We start from the raw sequence: 17,884 nt of genomic DNA, 5'->3' as shown, positions 1-17,884 counted from the left end.
GGCTACAGCACTTCCAGCCAGCGATCGAGCTCCCACGGGGAAACCTGCTTCAGGTACTCACGCCACTCGCGCGATTTCGCATCAACGAGATAGCCGTGGATGTGCTCGCCCAGCACCGATTTCATAAGGTCGCTTTCGGCAAACAGTTCGATTGCGTTGCCCAGGGTAAGCGGGAGCTTCTGCACGCCCAGCTCGCGAAGCTTGGACGGATCGAGCGAAGAAAGGTTCACGCCCTCGGAGGATTCCGGAAGCGGTAACTGCTCGCGTATGCCTGCCATACCAGCAGCAAGCATCACCGCGAAGGCCAGATACGGATTGCATGCCGGATCGGCATTGCGCATCTCGACGCGACAGGCCATTTCCTCGGATGGACGATACCCCGGAATACGCACGAGCGTAGAACGATTGCTGCGCGCCCAGCTAACGTACGCGGGGGCTTCCTTTCCACCCGTAAGGCGCTTATAGGAATTCACATACTGGTTCGTGACCAGGCAGAATTCGGGAGCGTAATGCAAGAGACCCGCAATGAAGTGCTTTGCGGTGCTCGAGAGGTGATGCCCCAGGGGGTCGTTCGGATCGAAGAACGCATTGCGATCATCGTGATCGAACAGGCTCAAATGCACATGCATGCCACTACCCGGGCAGTCGGAAAGAGGCTTGGGCATGAAGCTCGCATACACGCCATGAAGCGCGGCGATTTCCTTCACGACCATCTTGTACGTCATGACGGCGTCGGCCATGCTACATGCATCGGAATAGCGCAAGTCGATTTCATGCTGGCTGGGGCCACTCTCGTGATGGCTGTATTCAACAGGAATGCCCATATTCTCGAGGGCCAAAACGGTATCGCGACGCAGGTCACTACCCGAATCGAGCTCGGTGAGGTCGAAGTAGCCTCCACGGTCGAGCACTTCGGTCCCCTTCGAGTCGCGGAAGTAGAAGTATTCGACCTCGGGACCCATATTCGCTTCGTAGCCCGCCTCACGGACGCTCTGGACAACGCGCGACAGGATGAGGCGCGAATCGCCTTCGAATGGTTCGCCTTCCGGCGTGCGAATATTGCAGAACATACGCGCCACGGCATTGGAATCGGGACGCCACGGAAGAATCTGGAACGTGGAGGCATCGGGGAACGCGAGCATGTCGCTTTCCGCCGTATCGGAAAAGCCATTGATGCAGCTGCCATCGAAACCCATGCCCTCTTCAAAGGCATGTTCGAGCTCGTTGGGATTGACCGCGAACGATTTCATGTTCCCCATGACGTCGGTGAACCAAAAGCGGACGAAATGAACGTCCCTGGCCTTAACCGTCTTGAGAACGTATTCCTGATCGGGGGTCATAAGCCTTCCCTTCGTGTTCGCGAAGACGCGATGCGTCATCAGCCCATAGCCGTAACCTCATTATTAGTGCCATATTACACGTTCATCTTTTCAAGGATGTTTCCAAATGAAAAAAAGGGAGGCTTCGGTAGTTTGTGTGACAAGGGGCTAGCCTAGGCAGCAACGCTCTTCGCTCCCTTCACGCCCTTCTTCCTCGCCTTCACCGGGCGACCCGGGAGCTGGGGCTGGCAGTCGCCGCACCTGAGCATGAGCAGGGCCACGAGGTTGTCGGTGTTGCGGAAGCCGTAGCCCATCCTCACCGTCACCTTGATCTTGTTGTTGATGGCCTCTACGCGCCCGTTGCTGATGCCGAGCTCGACTGCGGCGATGATGTCGTCGCGCCGGCGGCGCACCTTCTTCTCCACGGCGACGACCTTGGCGATCTTGCAGTAGGCGGCCCTGTGCATCCAGTCGTCGAGCAGCTCGGCGGCCTCGGAGCCGTCGGCTGCCCGGAAGACGGCCCGCAGGTCCTCCTTGAGCTCCCAGGCCCTGACCAGCCGCGAGCCGGCCCTCTTCTTGAGCGCCTCGAGCCTCGCCCTCTGGCCGTCGGTGAGGTCCTCGGGGTTCTTCACGAGCGCGTAGCGGCTGCCCTTGATGGAGGCCGCCTCCTCCTCGAGCGCCCTGACCTCCTCGGGCGGCAGCTCGCCTTTGGCAGGCCTGCCGCGCTTGCCCTCGGGCCTGGGCCTGGCGGCCCTGGCGGCGGCCCTGGCGGCGTTCCACTCCTCGCAGCGCACGGCGTCGAGCGCGTCGTTCATCCACTGGACCACGTGGAAGGGGTCCATGACCCACCTCGCGTTGGGGCAGCGGCGCTTGACCAGCTGCCTTATCCACCTCGCGCCGTCGGCGGTCACCACCTCTATGGCGCGCCTCTGCTCGCGCGTGAGCTCGTCGAGGAACAGGTTGAGCACGTCCTTGCCGGTGCCCTCGTGCGCCCAGATGAGGCAGCCGCGGTCGTGGTCGACGACCACCGTGACGTACTTGTGGCCCTTCTTGTACGACGTCTCGTCGATGCCGATGCGGCGCACGCCGTCGAACCTCGAGGCGCCGCGCGCGGCCTCCAGCTCGGCGTAGACGCGCCTGCACACGCCGCCCACGCTGTGCCACTCGACGCGGGCGAGCTCGGAGACCGCCGAGGCGGTGCAGCGGACCGCCAGCCACGCCACCCAGTCCTCGAAGTCACGCGTGAAGCGCGCCCCGTGCCGCGCCCAGGGGACGGCCTCGGTGCGCACGCCGTGCTCCGGGCAGCGCACCCTGCAGGGCGCGTACTCCAGGTAGCAGGCCGAGCGCGCCAGGTCCATCGCCCTCCACAGCCTGGGGGCCCCGCGGTTCGCCATGTCGTAGAAGTCGCAGGCCCTGCCGCATACGGGGCAGCGGCGCTGCTCGCGCTTGTAGGGCCGGACGCTCACGACGATGCGCTCGGCCTCGATGCGCGCGCCCAGGACGACCGTGCGGGCCAGACCGAGGGCGAGAAGTAGTAGACTCTTCATGCGTCACACCTCTTCGGTTGTCTGAATTTGGCTTAGCAATCATAGGCGGATGACGCGGAAACGGCCCCTCCCGGGGCCGTTTCAGTTCCAGATCGTTGTTTTCGCCCGCTGAGCTGGGCCTATGCCGGAATCTCTCCCACAGAAACCACCGAAGAGCCAAAAAAGGGCGCCGGCAAAACGCCGACGCCCTATGATTACGTGCCTTTGCCGCTACGATGCGTCGGCCGAGCCGAGCACCACCAGCAAGTCGCCCGTCATGGTGTACGTACCATCGTTCTTCATGACGGTGTTGCTGCCGCCCAAGGTTTCGTTGATGGTCTTCGCTTCATCGGCAAATTCGTCGGAAGCGTAGATGATGAGCGTGCTCTTGTACTTATCGGAATCGGCATCGCCAACCTCGGTCACATTGAAGCCAGCCTTGGCGAGCATGCTAGCCGCCGAGGAGGCCGCACCCGATACGCCCGAACCGTTCTTCACGACGACATTGCCATCCTGGGTAACGGAAGCAGTCGAGGTGGCATTCGTGTCGGCCGTGACGGAAGCCGTGCCGCTATCGCCCACCGACGAGAGCACAATGCCCGTGGCAGAATCGACCTCTTGCTCTTCAGTGGGAGCAAGGCCCTGCTTCATGCGGCTGAGCATTTCCTCCCATTCGCTTGTAATGAGCTTGCACCACCAGATATTGTTCTCGTACACCGACTCGACGGGCGCCGTAGCGCTGTACACATCGGTCGTTGTGTCGATGCCCTTCAGAGCCTGGGCGTATTCCACGATTTCGCTCACCGTAAGGTCGGTCTGAATGAACGAAGACAGGTTCGTGATGGACGTGCTCATAGTGATGATGTCACTCTGGAAGAGCTTGTCGACGATAGCGCTAATAACGGTACGCTGGTTCGCGGCGCGAAGCAGGTCGCCATCGCCCACGGAATCGTATGCATGGCGGCTACGCGCAAAGATGAGCGTCTGCCAGCCATCGAGCGTCTGCAGACCCGCGTCGAGATGGCCCGTGTAATCCTCGTCGTCGATTTCCATGGGAACGTCGACCTCGATGCCACCCAGATTGTCGACGATGGCAGCAAGACCGTCCATGTCAACAAGCACGAAGTGAGCGATATCGACGTCGCAGAGCTCGGAAACCGTCTTGACGGCAAGAGACGCCCCGCCATACGCATATGCGGCATTGATCTTCTGAAGACCGTATTCACCCATGTCGACCTGCGTATCACGCGGAATCGAAATCATGGTGACCTTCTTGTTGCCCGGATCGACGCGCGCAAGAATGATGGTGTCGGTGCGATAAATGCCACCGAAGGTGTTATCTTCGGAACGTTCGATGGACTCGTCGGTACCCATGAGCAGCACGTAGAACGGATCGCTTGGCGCGTTCGTTTCAACGAGAGCGTCTTCGATGTCGGCATCGAGACCCTGCGAGAAGTTCTCGTCAATCGTCTTGATCTGATTGGTGAAATACAAAGCCGCAGCCGTGCCAGCGCACACGAGCATGGCGATAATCACCAGGGCAATGGTGATGCCGATGCGCTTGCGACGACGACGCTTCCCCTTCTTGTTCGCAAGACCCTCGGCGTACGAGGAGCGAGAGTACGGATTGATGGGCACCATACCGCTGGGCATCCACTGGGCATTGCCTTGTTCCTGGCCCCACTGGTCCTCGTAACGAGTAACCGGTGTACCATGACCAGCATGTTTTCCTTTGCTCATGAGCTGATATATCCCCTACAGTACAGTCGGCACATTAAGATTCTAAAAAGTATAAACGAATACGAACTCGCAGAGCGCAGTTTACATACGACCCGCTCAACTATGCGCCTCGCCTTCAGCAACCTTTAAGCAAGCACGCCCAAGGTCAAAGAAGCGCGAGGCGCGAACGACAGCCTAGTTGTACACGTGAACCGTAGTGCCAAGCGGTACGTTTTCGTAAATCCACCTGGCATTATCCACCTCAACGCGCACGCATCCATGCGACAGGTAACGATAGCTGCCCAGCTCGTTGCCCGTGCCAAGGATGCTATGAATGAAGTAGCCGCCATAGAAGCGCGTGCAATACCGCGCGGAATAGGCCGTGCTCAGATGCGGCTTGCGATCGAGCGTGGTGAACGTACCGGTAACCGTGGGAGTGGAAGGCTTGCCAGGCGAGCAGAGCCAGTACTGGACACACGTCCAATTGCCCTGAGAACCCGTATAGACACCCAACATGGCGGTATCGAGGTTGATCATGATGAGCCAGCGCGTAGCGCTCGAGAAGCGCTGCGCATACTCGGTCATAAGGTACTGCGCAGGAGGAACCGACTTCACGAGCTTGCCGTCATTGTCGGCCTTGTACCAGGTGGAGCCATCCTTGATGAAATTGTTTCGAAGCACGTAACCTTCGTTGTATACGCCAAAGTACTTGCTTCCCTCGGCATTGAAGAAGCCCGTACGCGCCCCCACGAACGACTGGTAGGCCTTCTGCAACCAGTAACGCTGCAAGTTGCCCCCATCGTAGATTCCTGTCACAAGCCAACCCGTGGCAGACGGCATGACGCCATCGTTGTTGGCCAGAAGAACATGATTGCCCCAGTTGGTCTTGCCGCGCAGCACGTAACCATTGTTGCCCATGCCAAAATAGCGAGCGCCATCAACTACGAAGAAGCCCGACAGCATGGCATGGGACGTGGCGTCATAGCGATAGCGCTGCAATACGCCATCGTAGGCCTTGGTCACAAGCCAACCGGTATTTCCGTCGGACGTGGATGCCAGTTTGCCGTCATTGTTCGCAACGTATACGCGACCAGCGCCGTTATCCCACTTTCCGCGCACGATGATGCCGTTGGAACGCGCGTATGCGGTATACCCCGCACCCTCCGAAGCGGTAACAAGGCGAGACTTGGCGACGCTTGCATTCGAATCGAGCCAGTAGCGCTCGAGAGACCCCGTCCATGCGGGAGAAACGAGCCAGCGCGCCGTAAACGGCAGGTTCGCGCCATTCGTGGCGTACCAGGCGATGCCCTCGGCCGTCCAGCCCATCTTCACAAGCGAGGCGTTTTCGGTGGCGGACGTCGTGTAGTTATGCGAGCCCGTCTTGGCGTTCTTGTTGTACTGACGATACACGACGAGGCCCGTGCCTTCGGCATCGGAGTACCAGCCGATGCCCTCGTACTTCCAGCCCTTCTTCACCAGGCCGTCGCGCTCGGACTCCGACGTCGTGAAGAAATGGTCGCCGCCGTTGGGGTTGTACAGGCGATACACGGGCGTATCCGACATAGAGGGAGCCACCCAGCCAATGCCCTCCCATTGCCAACCGATGCTGGCAATGGAGATGGCCTCGGATTCGCTCGACGTGTAGAAATGTTCGCCCGAATTCGGGTTATACAGGCGATACATGTTCACATGGGATTCTTCGTACGAGGGCTCCTGAGTGGTTTCGGAAGGATCCTGGGGATCGTCCGAACATGTATCGAGGGAACTTTGAGCAGATGTGGCCTGCGGTTCAACCGCAACGACAGGAACATCAGCGGAAACGGAATCGGCCGCCGGCGAGGCAGCGGGATCCCCTTCCCCATCGTCAGCCTGCGAAACGGCGGACGGCTCACTAGCAGGAGCATCGCCCTCATCGACTACCGCAGAATCGCCTGTCTTGGTCGTTGGGTCCACAGATGAATCGGCAACGGCCTCTGAGCCCTGCGGCGCGACAGTGGGAAGCGAATCGATTGCCTCCAAGCCATACGACGGAGACGACGCAAGCAAGAAGGTGACGATTGTAGCGGCAATGAACGCAACGCATGCCGAACGCATGCGGAAACGATAGGAATACCCCGTCATATCAGCCCCATTTCCTCGTGGTTTTCACAGCCACACAGGGAAATATTACCACAACAAAAGTCCCAATTTGACGCAGCGAACAAGCACCCCAAACGCAAAAAAGCGGAGGACGCACGGGCGCCCTCCGCTTTACGGCGATGTTCCAGGCAACTAGGCGATGGTTACGCCAAGCTCTGCTTCGACCAGGTCGAACGCAGCGTCGATGGCCTTGTCCATGTCGTAGTACTTGTAGCCGCCCAAGCGACCAGCGAACACGACCTTGCCCTCCTTGGAGGCAAGGTCGACGTACTGAGCATACAGCGACGAATTACGCTCGTCGTTGATGGGATAGTACGGTTCGTCGCCGGGCTTCCAGTCGGCCGGGTACTCGCGCGTGATGACCGTCTTGGGCTGCGTGCCGTACTCAAAATGCTTGTGCTCGATGATGCGCGTATAAGGCACCTCACGCTCGGTGTAGTTCACCACGGCGTTGCCCTGATGGTTTTCCTCGTCGAGAATCTCGCTTTCGAAGCGCAGGCTGCGGTACTCCAGGCGACCAAGCTGGTAATCGTAGGACTCGTCGATGGGACCGCAGTAGATAACGCGATCGGCAACATCGGGGTTCTGGGCAATGAACTCACGGTATTCCGTGTTCAGCTTGACGGGCGTATCGCCAAACATGGCTTCCACCATCTTGGTGTAGCCACCCATGGGAATGCCCTGCCAACGATCGTTGAAGTAATTGTTGTCATAGCGGAAGCGGCACGGAAGGCGCTTGATGATGCTGGCAGGAAGGTCCTTGCAGTCGCGGCCCCACTGCTTTTCGGTGTAGCCCTTGATGAGCTTCTCGTACACATCGCGGCCAACCAGGGAAAGTGCCTGCTCTTCCAGGTTGGAGGGCTCGCCAATGCCCGCCTCGGCTACCTGGGCGGCAATCTTCGCCTTCGCCTGTTCGGGCGTACGCACCTCGGGCCACATCTTGCTGAAGGTGTTCATGTTGAACGGAAGGTTATACAGCTCGTCCTTGTAAACGGCAACGGGGCTGTTCACGTAGTTGTTGAACTCGGCAAACTGATTCACGTAATCCCACACGCGACGAATGGACGTATGGAAGATGTGGGCACCATACTTGTGGACGTTAATGCCCTCGATGTCCTCGCAGTATACGTTACCGGCGATATGCGGACGACGGTCGATGACGAGGCACGTCTTCCCCACCTTGGCGGCTTCGTGCGCGAAAACGGCGCTCGAGATGCCAGCGCCAACGATGAGATAATCGTACTGAGACACGATCATTCCTTTCTAAGAGCTTAGACGTACCGAGTATACGCAACGAATGCGTTCGGAGCGCCAGTTACGCTAAATAAACCAAAGCGTGCCGCCGGCGAAAATGGCCAGCGGCACGTACCATCCAGGAAAACCCGCTTACTTCGAAAACGCGGGATGAACCTTGTCCTTATCGGAAAGAACGATCTTCGAAGCGTCGAAGGCCTCGTCGCCCTCCATGGCAGGCCACTCGATGCCAATGGCGGGATCATTCCACATCAGGCCACCCTCGTCATTGGGATGGTAGACGTCGTCGCACTTGTAGCAAAACTCCGCCGTATCGGAAAGCACCAGGAAGCCATGGGCGAAACCGCGCGGAATGAAGAACTGGCGCTTGTTTTCCGCGGAAAGCACCACGCCCTCCCACTTGCCATACGTAGGGCTGCCTTCACGCAGATCGACGGCGACGTCGAACACCTTGCCCGACACCACGCGCACGAGCTTGCTCTGCGGATGCTCAATCTGGAAATGCAAGCCACGCAGCACGCCCTTGGTGCTGGAGCTCTGATTGTCCTGCACGAAGTCGACATCGATGCCGCCCGCGACGAAATCCGGGCGCTTGTAGGTTTCCATGAAGTACCCGCGGCTATCGCCATATGCCTTCACATCGACGATGATTACCCCGTCGATGGAGGTCTTCGTAAACGTAAAGTTCCCAGACGTAATTACGCCTTCGTCCATAGTTCCCAATCCTCTCGCAACCAATCGAGTTCGTATCTAGCTGATTCGCGCGCGCAATGCATTCCATAGAACGGATCACCGGCGCTGATGTACTTGCCCCAACGCTCGCGGAACAAACCGCCTTCGCTATGCAGGCGAGCGAACTTGTTCGGGTTCATGAAGTCGGAGCCACGCGAAGCAGATTCGTAATGATAGAGACGCGCCGTCGGCTCGATGACAACGCTCCAACCGCGCTCACGCAAGCGAAGGCAGAGGTCGATGTCGTTGTATGCCACGGCGAAACGCTCGTCGAAGCCGTCGACGGCATCGAACTGGCTTGCGCGAACCAACATGCACGCACCCGTAACGGCCGACGATTCGCGCGTACGCTGCAAATGCGAAAAATGGTAGAGCGAATCGGCCGGGAAGCAATGGCACAGGTGGTCGGGGTTCGCCTTCGGAATGATTACGCCAGCATGCTGAATGGTGTCGTCGGCATACAGGAGCATGGCGCCCGTGCAAGCCGTAGTGGAACGATGCAGCATGGGACCAAGCATGCGTTCGATCCATTCGGGCGTGATGACCGACGTATCGTTATTCAAGAACAGGTAATAGTCGCCCGAGGCATGACGCGCGCCGAAATTGCAAATGGCGGAGAAATTGAATTCCCCTTCGTAGCGCACCACCTTTACGCGGGAATCACGCGAGGTGATCTGGTCGTAGTAGGCAAACGTCTGCTCTTCGGTGCTGTTGTTCTCGACAAGCACGATTTCGTAATTGCGATACGTGGTCTTTTCCAAAATGGAATCGACGCACGTGGAAAGCAGGTCGATATGGTCCTTCGTGGGAATGACGATGGAAACCAGGGGCTGCTCTTCGGGCATGATGTACTTCACGCGATGGTAGAAGGCAGGCGTGCTATCTTCCACCTTCACGGGTACGCCAATGCGCTCGAAGTGCGCTTCGATGGCGCGATTGCCCGCTTCCTGCGCCCACGGCTTGGAATCGGCGGAGCCAGCGGTGGACTGCTGATGCACACGCCAGTGATAGAGCACCTTGCGCGCATGATAGACGTTACGCGCCTGCTCAGCGATGAGGAACGTGAGGTTGTGATCCTGAGCCCCATCGAACTCCTTGCCCGGCAGCTCGGGAAGATCGCGCACGAGCGACGCACGCACCGTAAGCATGTGACACACGTAATTCGAAGCCGTGAGCAGGTCCATGTCGAAATCGGGCTTCAGGAAGCCATCGAAGTAATGACCGTTCTCGATCTTGTCCTCATCACAGTAGAGCAAGTCGGTGTCGGGATAGCGGTTGATGCCCTTCACATACTCGAAGAGCGCATCGGGCTCCAGGATGTCGTCGTGATCGAAGAAGCACAGGAAGTCGCCCTTGGCGGCACGAATGCCCTCGTTCGTGTTGAGCGTGATGCCCTTGTTATCGTCGAGCGTGACCAGCCGAATACGTTCGTCTTCCGCTACCGCACGCTGGGCGTTTTCGCAAAGCTCGGCATCTTCGGGAGAGGCATTCACCAACACGAGCTCCCACTTGGCATACGTCTGCGAGCGCACCGATTCGACCATTTCCCAGAAGAAGCCAAGGGGCGTCTTGTACAGGGGCACGATAATCGAGAACAGCGGTTCGATTTCGAAATGGGCCGTCTTCTGCGCTTCAATGACCAGCGAAGACGTACGATGAATACGGCGGAACCAATCATCGTAGGCCTCACCCTGCGAGGTATGCGACATCATGAAGAAGAAATCCCTGCGCAGCTGCTCGATACGAGAGGCTTCCATGCGAACGAAGCCATCGGGCGCGCTTCCACCGGGGAACGACACCCAAATGAAGAAATCGGAATCGAGTACGGGCAGGCGGAACGAAAACTCGATGAGACGAGCCCCATCGGGAGAGTCGGCCGTAACGGGAATGGGGCTCTCGCCGAAAACGGTGACCTTCGACGATTCCAGTAGAGAACCATCCATGCCAACAAATCGAATGCTGGCGTTATTCAGCGCCTCGTTGCGATAGTTGGGCGCATACACGCAGATGAAGCCGTGCAGCAAGTTCGTTGCATCGTCGAAGAGGACGATGCGGTCGATGCGAATGTTCGCGCAATCGATGCGCGGCTCGGCGTCTATGTTGCGCATGGAAGTAGCTGCATCCTTCAGCAGCGTGTTGCGCTTCGACTGCCAAGCCGACTTCTTCGGATCGACGGCGGTCATGGCACTGTCGAGCGTCTTGCCCTGCCCATCGACCACATGGGCGGTGACTACCTGGGCAACCGAGATAACGGGAACCACAACCACATATGAATCGGCCTGCTCGCCACGCAGCGCAAGTGCCGGCATGTCATTGCCGTTTTGCGCACGCGAGGAAACGCGAATCTGCGCACCAGAAGGCACGTCGGCACGCAGCGCAATGTAGATCTTCCCATCCCCCCGCGTAAGCTTACCGAACTCCATCTAGTCCAGAACCTCCTTGGCAGAATACATGGTGTCGTAGTATGCGCGATATGCACCGCTCGTTACGTGCTCCATCCATTCCTTGTGCTGCAGGTACCACTCGATGGTGCGGACAATGCCATCTTCGAACTTCGTCTCGGGGTACCAGCCCAGATCGGCCTTGATCTTGTCGGGGGCAATACCATAGCGCCTGTCGTGGCCAGCACGATCGGTGACGTGACGGATGAGGTCCTCGGTGATGGCAGGGTCATTCACGGCCTTGGAGGCTTCCGCGATGATGGTCTTCACGATGAACATGTTGGCGCGCTCGTTGTGGCCACCCACGTTGTAGACTTCGCCAAGCTTGCCCTTCGCCAGAACCATGTCGATGGCCTTGCAGTGGTCTTCCACGTACAGCCAATCGCGCACGTTCAGGCCATCGCCGTACACCGGCAGTTCCTTATGGGCAAGCGCATTGTTGATCATGAGCGGAATGAGCTTTTCCGGGAACTGATACGGGCCATAATTGTTCGAGCAACGCGTGATGTTGATGGGCATGCCATACGTATCGCCATAGGCGGAAACAAACATGTCGGCCGCGGCCTTGCTTGCCGAATACGGCGAATGCGGGGAAAGCGGCGTGTCCTCGCGGAAAAACTCATCAAGCTTGTCGAGGGAAAGCGTACCGTACACCTCGTCGGTGGAAACCTGCAGGTACTTCTTGCCCGGGGTCCACGAGCCATCTTCTTGCTGCCACGCCGCACGAGCAGCATTGAGCAGCGTTACCGTACCCATGACGTTGGTGTCGGCGAACACCTCGGGGTTTGCAATGGAGCGGTCCACGTGGCTTTCCGCGGCGAAGTTCACCACGTAATCGGGATCGTATTCAGCAAACAGGCGCGTGATGGCATCCTTATCGCGAATATCGGTCTGGCTGAAGATGTGACGCTCGTCGCCCTCGATGTCCTTCAGGTTCTCGAGGTTGCCCGCATACGTGAGCACGTCAACGTTCACGATGCGAATATCCTGGTACTTCTTGAGCATGTAGAGCACGAAGTTGCTGCCGATGAAGCCAGCGCCACCAGTTACCAAATACGTTTTCATGAAACTCCTTATAGTTACGTTCGCAAAGCGAAATCTATTTGCCCATATAGCTACGAAGCGCATCGTGCCACGGACGCATGGTGTCTCCTATCGTCGCAGCCAGATGGCCGTTCACGAGCGACGAATAGGCGGGACGCGACGCGCTTTCGGGGTGCGCTTCCTTATATTCCTGCGAGGTGCAGCGCGCGACTACGCAATTGAGCCCGGCTTCCTGCATGATGGCCTGCGCGAAATCGGCCCACGAACAGGTGCCCTTGTTCACGCAGTGGTAAATGCCGTAGTTTTCCGTTTCTGCAATGCGCAGCATCTGGTACGCGACGTCGTTGGCGTTCGTGGGGCAGCCAAGCTGATCATCGACCACGGTAACCGTGTCAAGCGAATTGCCCAGGCGCATCATCGTCTTCACGAAGTTCTTGCCCTCGTGGCCATAGAGCCAAGCCGTGCGTACGATGAAGTGACGAGGACACGCTTGAGCAACCGCCTGCTCCCCCGCCAGCTTGGTACGGCCATACGCGGAAAGAGGAGCCACTTCATCGGATTCGACACGCGGCTCGGGCTGGTTGCCCGGGAACACGTAGTCGGTGGAAACGTGCACGAGCTTCGCGCCCGTCTGCTCGCAGGCACGCGCAAGGTTCGCGGGACCCGTGGCATTCACGGCAAAGGCATCGCTCTCGTGAGCTTCGCAACCATCGACGTTCGTATAGGCCGCGCAATTGAAGACGACGTCGAAGCCGCTTGCCAGGAAAGCATCGACGGCAGCGGCGTCGGTAATATCGAGTTCGCCAGCATCGGCGCAGACGACTTCCGCACCCGCATAGCTAGCGGGAATGGGGCCGATTTCCGCCTGCCCCGAGGCAAGCATGCCCGAAAGCTCACGACCGAGCTGACCGGCAGCACCAGTAATAAGAATGCGCATTCAATCACCTAATCCATAATGCGGCCGTCGGCAACCTTCTGAAGGTGCTGGCCATACGGGCTCTTGCCATACGTCTTCGCGGCCGCAAGCAGCGTTTCGCGCGAAATCCAACCGTTCTCGAAGGCGATTTCCTCGGGAACGGAAACGGGCATGGACTGGCTGCGCTCAACCGAGCGAACGAATTCGGAAGCCTCGAAGAGCGATTCGACGGTACCCGTGTCGAGCCACGCGTAGCCACGGCCCAGCGTGACGACATCAAGGCTGCCATCGTTCAGGTACATCTCGTTCAGGCTGGTGATTTCGAGCTCGCCGCGCGCGGAGGGCTTCACCTTGCGGGCGAAATCGCACACGCGCTTGTCATAGAAGTACAACCCGGTAACGGCATAGTTGCTCTTGGGGTTAGCGGGCTTTTCCTCGATGGAAATGGCATGGCCGTCTTCGTCGAACTCCACGACGCCGAAGCGCTCGGGGTCGTCGACGTAATAACCGAATACCGTGGCACCGCCATTGTTCTCGGCGGCGTCGACGGCGGCCTTCAGATGACGAGAAAGACCATTGCCGTAGAAGATGTTGTCGCCCAGTACGAGTGCACAGCTTTCGCCATCGATGAACTCCTCGCCGATAATGAATGCCTGGGCAAGGCCGTCGGGCGAAGGCTGCTCTGCGTAAGAAAGCGAGATGCCATACTGGCTGCCATCGCCCAGCAGGTCGCGGAAGCGAGGCAGGTCAACCGGAGTGGAAATGATGAGAATGTCCTTGATGCCCGCGAGCATAAGCGTGGAAAGCGGGTAGAACACCATGGGCTTGTCGTAAATGGGAAGAAGCTGCTTGCTGGTTACCGTGGTTAGCGGATACAGACGAGTACCGCTACCACCCGCAAGAATGATGCCCTTCATGTGCGCTCCTTTAAACATGTACATGTCACATATATGCGAAACATTCTACGCCCTGCGCGCATGCTTGCAGGAAACGCAACGACTATTACCATAAATCGGCACGTCGGACAGGCTACGCGCAAGTAACGGAATTCCATGTATTCGCGCGCGTGCAATTGATACGCATCGCCATTATCGCGATAATAAACGCTTGCGACTGGACAACTCAAAGGAAATGGAATGGCAGACGCAGCTATAGAAAAGAAACGAGTAACGGAATTCCAGCACAATAAATTCGTGCTGGCATCGCTGGTAAGCAAGGACTTCAAGCTCAAGTACCGCCGCAGCTTCCTGGGCATCGTATGGAGCGTGTTGAACCCGCTCCTCATGATGATCGTGCTCGCCGCCGTATTCAGCTACATGTTCCGATTCAACATCGAGAACTTCCCGCTGTACCTTATCTTGGGTCAGATCATGTTCGACTTCATGAATCGATCCACCAATTCGGCCATGAGCTCCATTATCGATGCGCAATCGCTCATCAAGAAGATTCGCATCGAGAAGATGATCTTCCCAATGGAAAAGGTCATGTTCGAGCTTCTGAACACGGCTATCTCGATGATTGCGGCCGCGCTGGTCATGGCTTACTTCCAGGTGCTCCCCAGCGTGCATGCCATCTGGGGCCTGCCGCTGCTGATCATCTTCATCACCATGTTCTCGTTCGGCCTAAGCCTGCTCATCTCGGCGCTCTCGGTATTCTTCCGTGACGTCATGCACCTATGGGGCGTTCTGCTTACCGCATGGACGTACGCCACGCCCATCTTCTATCCCGTGGACATGCTGGCCGATTGGATGATGGCCATCATGCAGTTCAACCCCATGTACCACTACCTCACGTTCTTCCGCGACATCATGATGTGGAACACCTGCCCCTCGATTCAGGAAATCCTCATCTGCTTCGGCATGGCGCTCGTGACCTTCGTGGTGGGATTCATCGTCTTCCGCAAGACCGAGCACAAGTTCATTCTCTATATCTAGGACGGAATATGAGCGAACCAGCTATCCGCATAGACCATGTCTCGATGGTGTTCAACATCGCCAGCGAGCAGCTCAACAGCCTAAAGGAATACTTCATCAAGCTCGCCAAACGCGAACTGTTCTTCAAGGAGTTCAAGGCTCTGGAAGACATCGACTTCACCGTCGAGCAAGGTGACGTATATGGCATCGTTGGCACGAACGGTTCGGGTAAGTCTACCCTGCTGAAGATCATCGCCGGCGTGCTCGAGCCGTCAAAGGGATCCGTTACGGTAAATGGGTCCATCGCCCCGCTCATCGAGCTAGGCGCAGGCTTCGACATGGAACTCACGGCACGCGAGAACATCTATCTCAACGGCGCACTGCTGGGTTACAGCCGCAAGTACATCGACACCCACTTCGACGAAATCGTAGACTTTGCCGAAGTTCGCGAGTTCTTGGACATGCCCATGAAGAACTACTCTTCGGGTATGGTCGCACGCGTGGCCTTCGCCGTGGCAACGGCTACCATCCCCGACATCCTGGTCGTTGACGAAGCGCTTTCCGTAGGCGACTTCCTCTTCCAGGAAAAGTGCGAACGCAAGATCAACGAGCTCGTGCGCGAGCACAACACTACCCTGCTATTTGTTTCCCACAGCATCGACCAGGTCGAACGCGTCTGCGAAAAGGCCGTCTGGATCGAAAAGGGTCACCTGCGCAAGATTGGCACCGTAGAAGAGGTATGCGCCGCATATCGCGGGCTGGAACAGGAACACCAGGCATAGCAGCCGTCCCATATAAAAAGGCAATAGCCCTTTCGGATTTATCCGGAAGGGCTATTTCGTATGGTCAAGAAGATAGTACGAGCTGCTCTGGTCGAGATTGGCGTTATAGAAGCCATCGGGTGATGAAACGATGGCGGGCCAAGCTTCGGCAAGGCGTTTGGCATCATGGGCAAGCAAGTCACGCACGCTGGGATGCAGCGGCGAAAGCGCCTCGAAGCGCGTACGGGAATGTCGAAGCTCCGCAAACGGAACGTAGAGCGTGAGCAACCCCTTCTGCGCAAGCCTGAGGCAAAGATCGACCTGGGCGTACAGCAGCGAGCCATAGCTCTCGTCGTAACCGCCCGCTTCCAGGAAGTCCTTCCTACGCATAATGACGCAATCGGGAGCGACGGCGGCATAATTCGCAGGACGGTGAAAACGCCCAATGTAGCCACTATCCCATGCCGGCAAATCAATGCCCAGCTCGGTAAGCTGCCCATCAGCGCGAACGACGATACCGCTCTGGCAAAGCGTATCCTGCGGCGTAAGCAAGCGAGGAGAGATGAGTCCCACTTCCGAACGCTCGAAATACGGCAGCAGCACGCTCAGCGCGTCGGAGGTAATGGGCGCAACGTCGCCAGCAGCGAAAAGCACGTACTCGGAGCTCGCCTTGCGCGCCGACTCATTGCGGTACGCAAGGATATCCCGTTCGGATTCAAGAGACTCCGAGGGCGTAACCGTAGCCAACCCATCTGCAACGGCGGCATCCCATGAACCAGACTCAAGGCTTTCATCCGAATCGAAAACTGCCGAAACGCTCGAAGTCGCGATATCGGAATGGATCTTCAGCTGATACACGAAGATGCAATCGGTATCCACGACATCAGCCGTGATGCCACGTCGCTTGAAATGCTGCTCGATGGTGTAGGCGCCTGCGTCGTTGCAATACGGCTTCGCATCGGAGTTGCCACCATTGGTGGACCCAGAATGCATGCGCCAGTGATAGAGCACGCGCGGTACGTGCACGATGCTGCGGCCAACTTCGAACGCCTTGAGCGTAAGGTCGTAATCCTGCGCGCCATTCGTGAGCGGACCCGATCGCTCGGTGCGATCAAGCAGCCACCTGCTCACCATGAGCAGGTGAATAACGTAATTGTTCGAATACAAAAGATCGGGAGAGCGATCGGGCTTGAACAAGGGAAGCGTATAGCCCTTCCCCTCCTCGAAGCTATCCTCATCGCAATAGAGCAGGTCGACGTCTTGCGTTTCATTGATGCGCGCCACGTACTCGTAAAGCAAATCGGGCTCGATAAAATCATCGTGATCGAGAAAGCCAACGTAGTCACCATGCGATGCGGCGATGCCGCAATTGGTATTACCGTCGATGCCATCATTTTCGGGATGGTCGACCACGATGATGCGCTCGTCATCGTACGACGCAAGAACCTCGGCAAGGGCCTCGTCGTCGGGGCTGGCGTTCACCAGCACAAGCTCCCACTTCTGGTAGCTCTGCGCGCGCACCGAATCAATCATGACGCGCAGGAACGCCGGAGGCGTGCGATACAGGGGGCTCACCAAGCTCACCAGGGGCTCGTATGGAAAATGCGATTCGCGCTGCCTTTGGAGCTGATCGTCCGTTACGCACTGACGTTCACGCCATTCCTCGTAGGATCCATCCGCAAAGGGATTCCGCACGAGGGCGTAATAATCATCGGTGAGTTCGCGCTGCCAGCGCTGCTGAGACATCGTCCACGCGCAGAGCGCCTCTCCCGAAGACGCGCTCTGAAAGCGCACGGTTACGTTACCCATTTCCTTCGAGAGAAGCGTAACGTAGCAAAGCTCGTACCAGGCCACCTTCGAGTTGCCACGCGGCGATGCAATGCGCTGCGAACCACGCAATGCAGAATCGAGCACGGTGCCATCGTCCAAGACCACCTGGAATTGCAGGTCATCCATGCGATCCTGCGCCACGAGGGCGCGAGATTCGAGCATCCACGTACCCTCTTCGAGCGGCCTGCAGCCCATCACGCGCGTACCAGCGCCCGTGCGAACCTCGGCCGCGGAAATCCAACTCTCCCCCGCGAAAAGTCGATTGTAGAGTCGAGAAAGAATGGACATGG

At 58.0% G+C, this 17,884-nt stretch carries 13 protein-coding genes; 2 read left to right on the top strand and 11 right to left on the bottom strand.

The genetic code is table 11. The features are described from left to right. Window positions 1-2: 2 nt before the first annotated feature. From glnA to rfbA, 10 genes are all read right to left on the bottom strand, one after another. Window positions 3-1,340 (bottom strand): type I glutamate--ammonia ligase, encoded by a 1,338-nt coding sequence (gene glnA / locus AAY81_RS04515; protein ID WP_066661904.1) that lies wholly within the window; start codon window positions 1,338-1,340, stop codon window positions 3-5. 152 nt (window positions 1,341-1,492) lie between these two features. Next, complete coding sequence (locus AAY81_RS04510; protein WP_066660379.1) at window positions 1,493-2,866, bottom strand: ISL3 family transposase; 1,374 nt, start codon at window positions 2,864-2,866, stop codon at window positions 1,493-1,495. 210 nt (window positions 2,867-3,076) lie between these two features. Beyond that, window positions 3,077-4,585 carry an LCP family protein gene (locus tag AAY81_RS04505; protein ID WP_082867866.1) on the bottom strand — a complete coding sequence of 503 codons (1,509 nt, stop codon included), beginning with the start codon at window positions 4,583-4,585 and terminating at the stop codon, window positions 3,077-3,079. A gap of 174 nt (window positions 4,586-4,759) precedes the next feature. Further along, entirely contained in the window at window positions 4,760-6,685 is a 1,926-nt protein-coding gene (locus tag AAY81_RS10535; protein WP_066661898.1) for a L,D-transpeptidase family protein, read from the bottom strand. 150 nt (window positions 6,686-6,835) lie between these two features. Further along, window positions 6,836-7,960, bottom strand: coding sequence for a UDP-galactopyranose mutase (gene glf / locus AAY81_RS04495; protein ID WP_066661895.1), 1,125 nt, complete (start codon window positions 7,958-7,960; stop codon window positions 6,836-6,838). 129 nt (window positions 7,961-8,089) lie between these two features. Further along, complete coding sequence (gene rfbC / locus AAY81_RS04490) at window positions 8,090-8,671, bottom strand: dTDP-4-dehydrorhamnose 3,5-epimerase (protein ID WP_066661893.1); 582 nt, start codon at window positions 8,669-8,671, stop codon at window positions 8,090-8,092. Further along, window positions 8,656-11,112: a glycosyltransferase family 2 protein gene (locus AAY81_RS04485; protein ID WP_066661890.1), complete on the bottom strand. Its 2,457-nt coding sequence runs from the start codon at window positions 11,110-11,112 to the stop codon at window positions 8,656-8,658. The genes rfbC and AAY81_RS04485 overlap by 16 nt, the downstream gene beginning before the upstream one ends. Continuing rightward, window positions 11,113-12,195: a dTDP-glucose 4,6-dehydratase gene (gene rfbB, locus AAY81_RS04480; protein ID WP_066661888.1), complete on the bottom strand. Its 1,083-nt coding sequence runs from the start codon at window positions 12,193-12,195 to the stop codon at window positions 11,113-11,115. It abuts the gene before it with no gap. 34 nt (window positions 12,196-12,229) lie between these two features. Then, window positions 12,230-13,111: a dTDP-4-dehydrorhamnose reductase gene (rfbD, locus tag AAY81_RS04475; RefSeq protein WP_066661887.1), complete on the bottom strand. Its 882-nt coding sequence runs from the start codon at window positions 13,109-13,111 to the stop codon at window positions 12,230-12,232. A gap of 8 nt (window positions 13,112-13,119) precedes the next feature. Further along, window positions 13,120-14,007 (bottom strand): glucose-1-phosphate thymidylyltransferase RfbA, encoded by an 888-nt coding sequence (gene rfbA / locus AAY81_RS04470; RefSeq protein ID WP_066661884.1) that lies wholly within the window; start codon window positions 14,005-14,007, stop codon window positions 13,120-13,122. 219 nt (window positions 14,008-14,226) lie between these two features. On the opposite strand from rfbA, the gene AAY81_RS04465 reads away from it, so the two are divergent. Both AAY81_RS04465 and AAY81_RS04460 read left to right on the top strand, forming a co-directional pair. After that, the gene (locus tag AAY81_RS04465; RefSeq protein WP_066661881.1) at window positions 14,227-15,024 is read left to right on the top strand and encodes an ABC transporter permease; all 798 of its coding nucleotides are present in this window, start codon (window positions 14,227-14,229) and stop codon (window positions 15,022-15,024) included. A gap of 8 nt (window positions 15,025-15,032) precedes the next feature. Continuing rightward, the gene (locus tag AAY81_RS04460) at window positions 15,033-15,785 is read left to right on the top strand and encodes an ABC transporter ATP-binding protein (RefSeq protein WP_066661875.1); all 753 of its coding nucleotides are present in this window, start codon (window positions 15,033-15,035) and stop codon (window positions 15,783-15,785) included. A gap of 51 nt (window positions 15,786-15,836) precedes the next feature. Here the strand turns inward: AAY81_RS04460 and AAY81_RS04455 are convergent, their stop codons facing one another. After that, complete coding sequence (locus AAY81_RS04455; protein WP_066661871.1) at window positions 15,837-17,882, bottom strand: glycosyltransferase; 2,046 nt, start codon at window positions 17,880-17,882, stop codon at window positions 15,837-15,839. Between the last annotated feature and the right edge of the window lie 2 nt (window positions 17,883-17,884).

This window comes from Denitrobacterium detoxificans, from assembly GCF_001643775.1.
Classification (GTDB): Bacteria; Actinomycetota; Coriobacteriia; order Coriobacteriales; family Eggerthellaceae; genus Denitrobacterium; species Denitrobacterium detoxificans.
The sequence above is the reverse complement of the archived record's forward strand: the minus strand, read 5'-3'. Positions and strand labels throughout refer to the sequence as shown.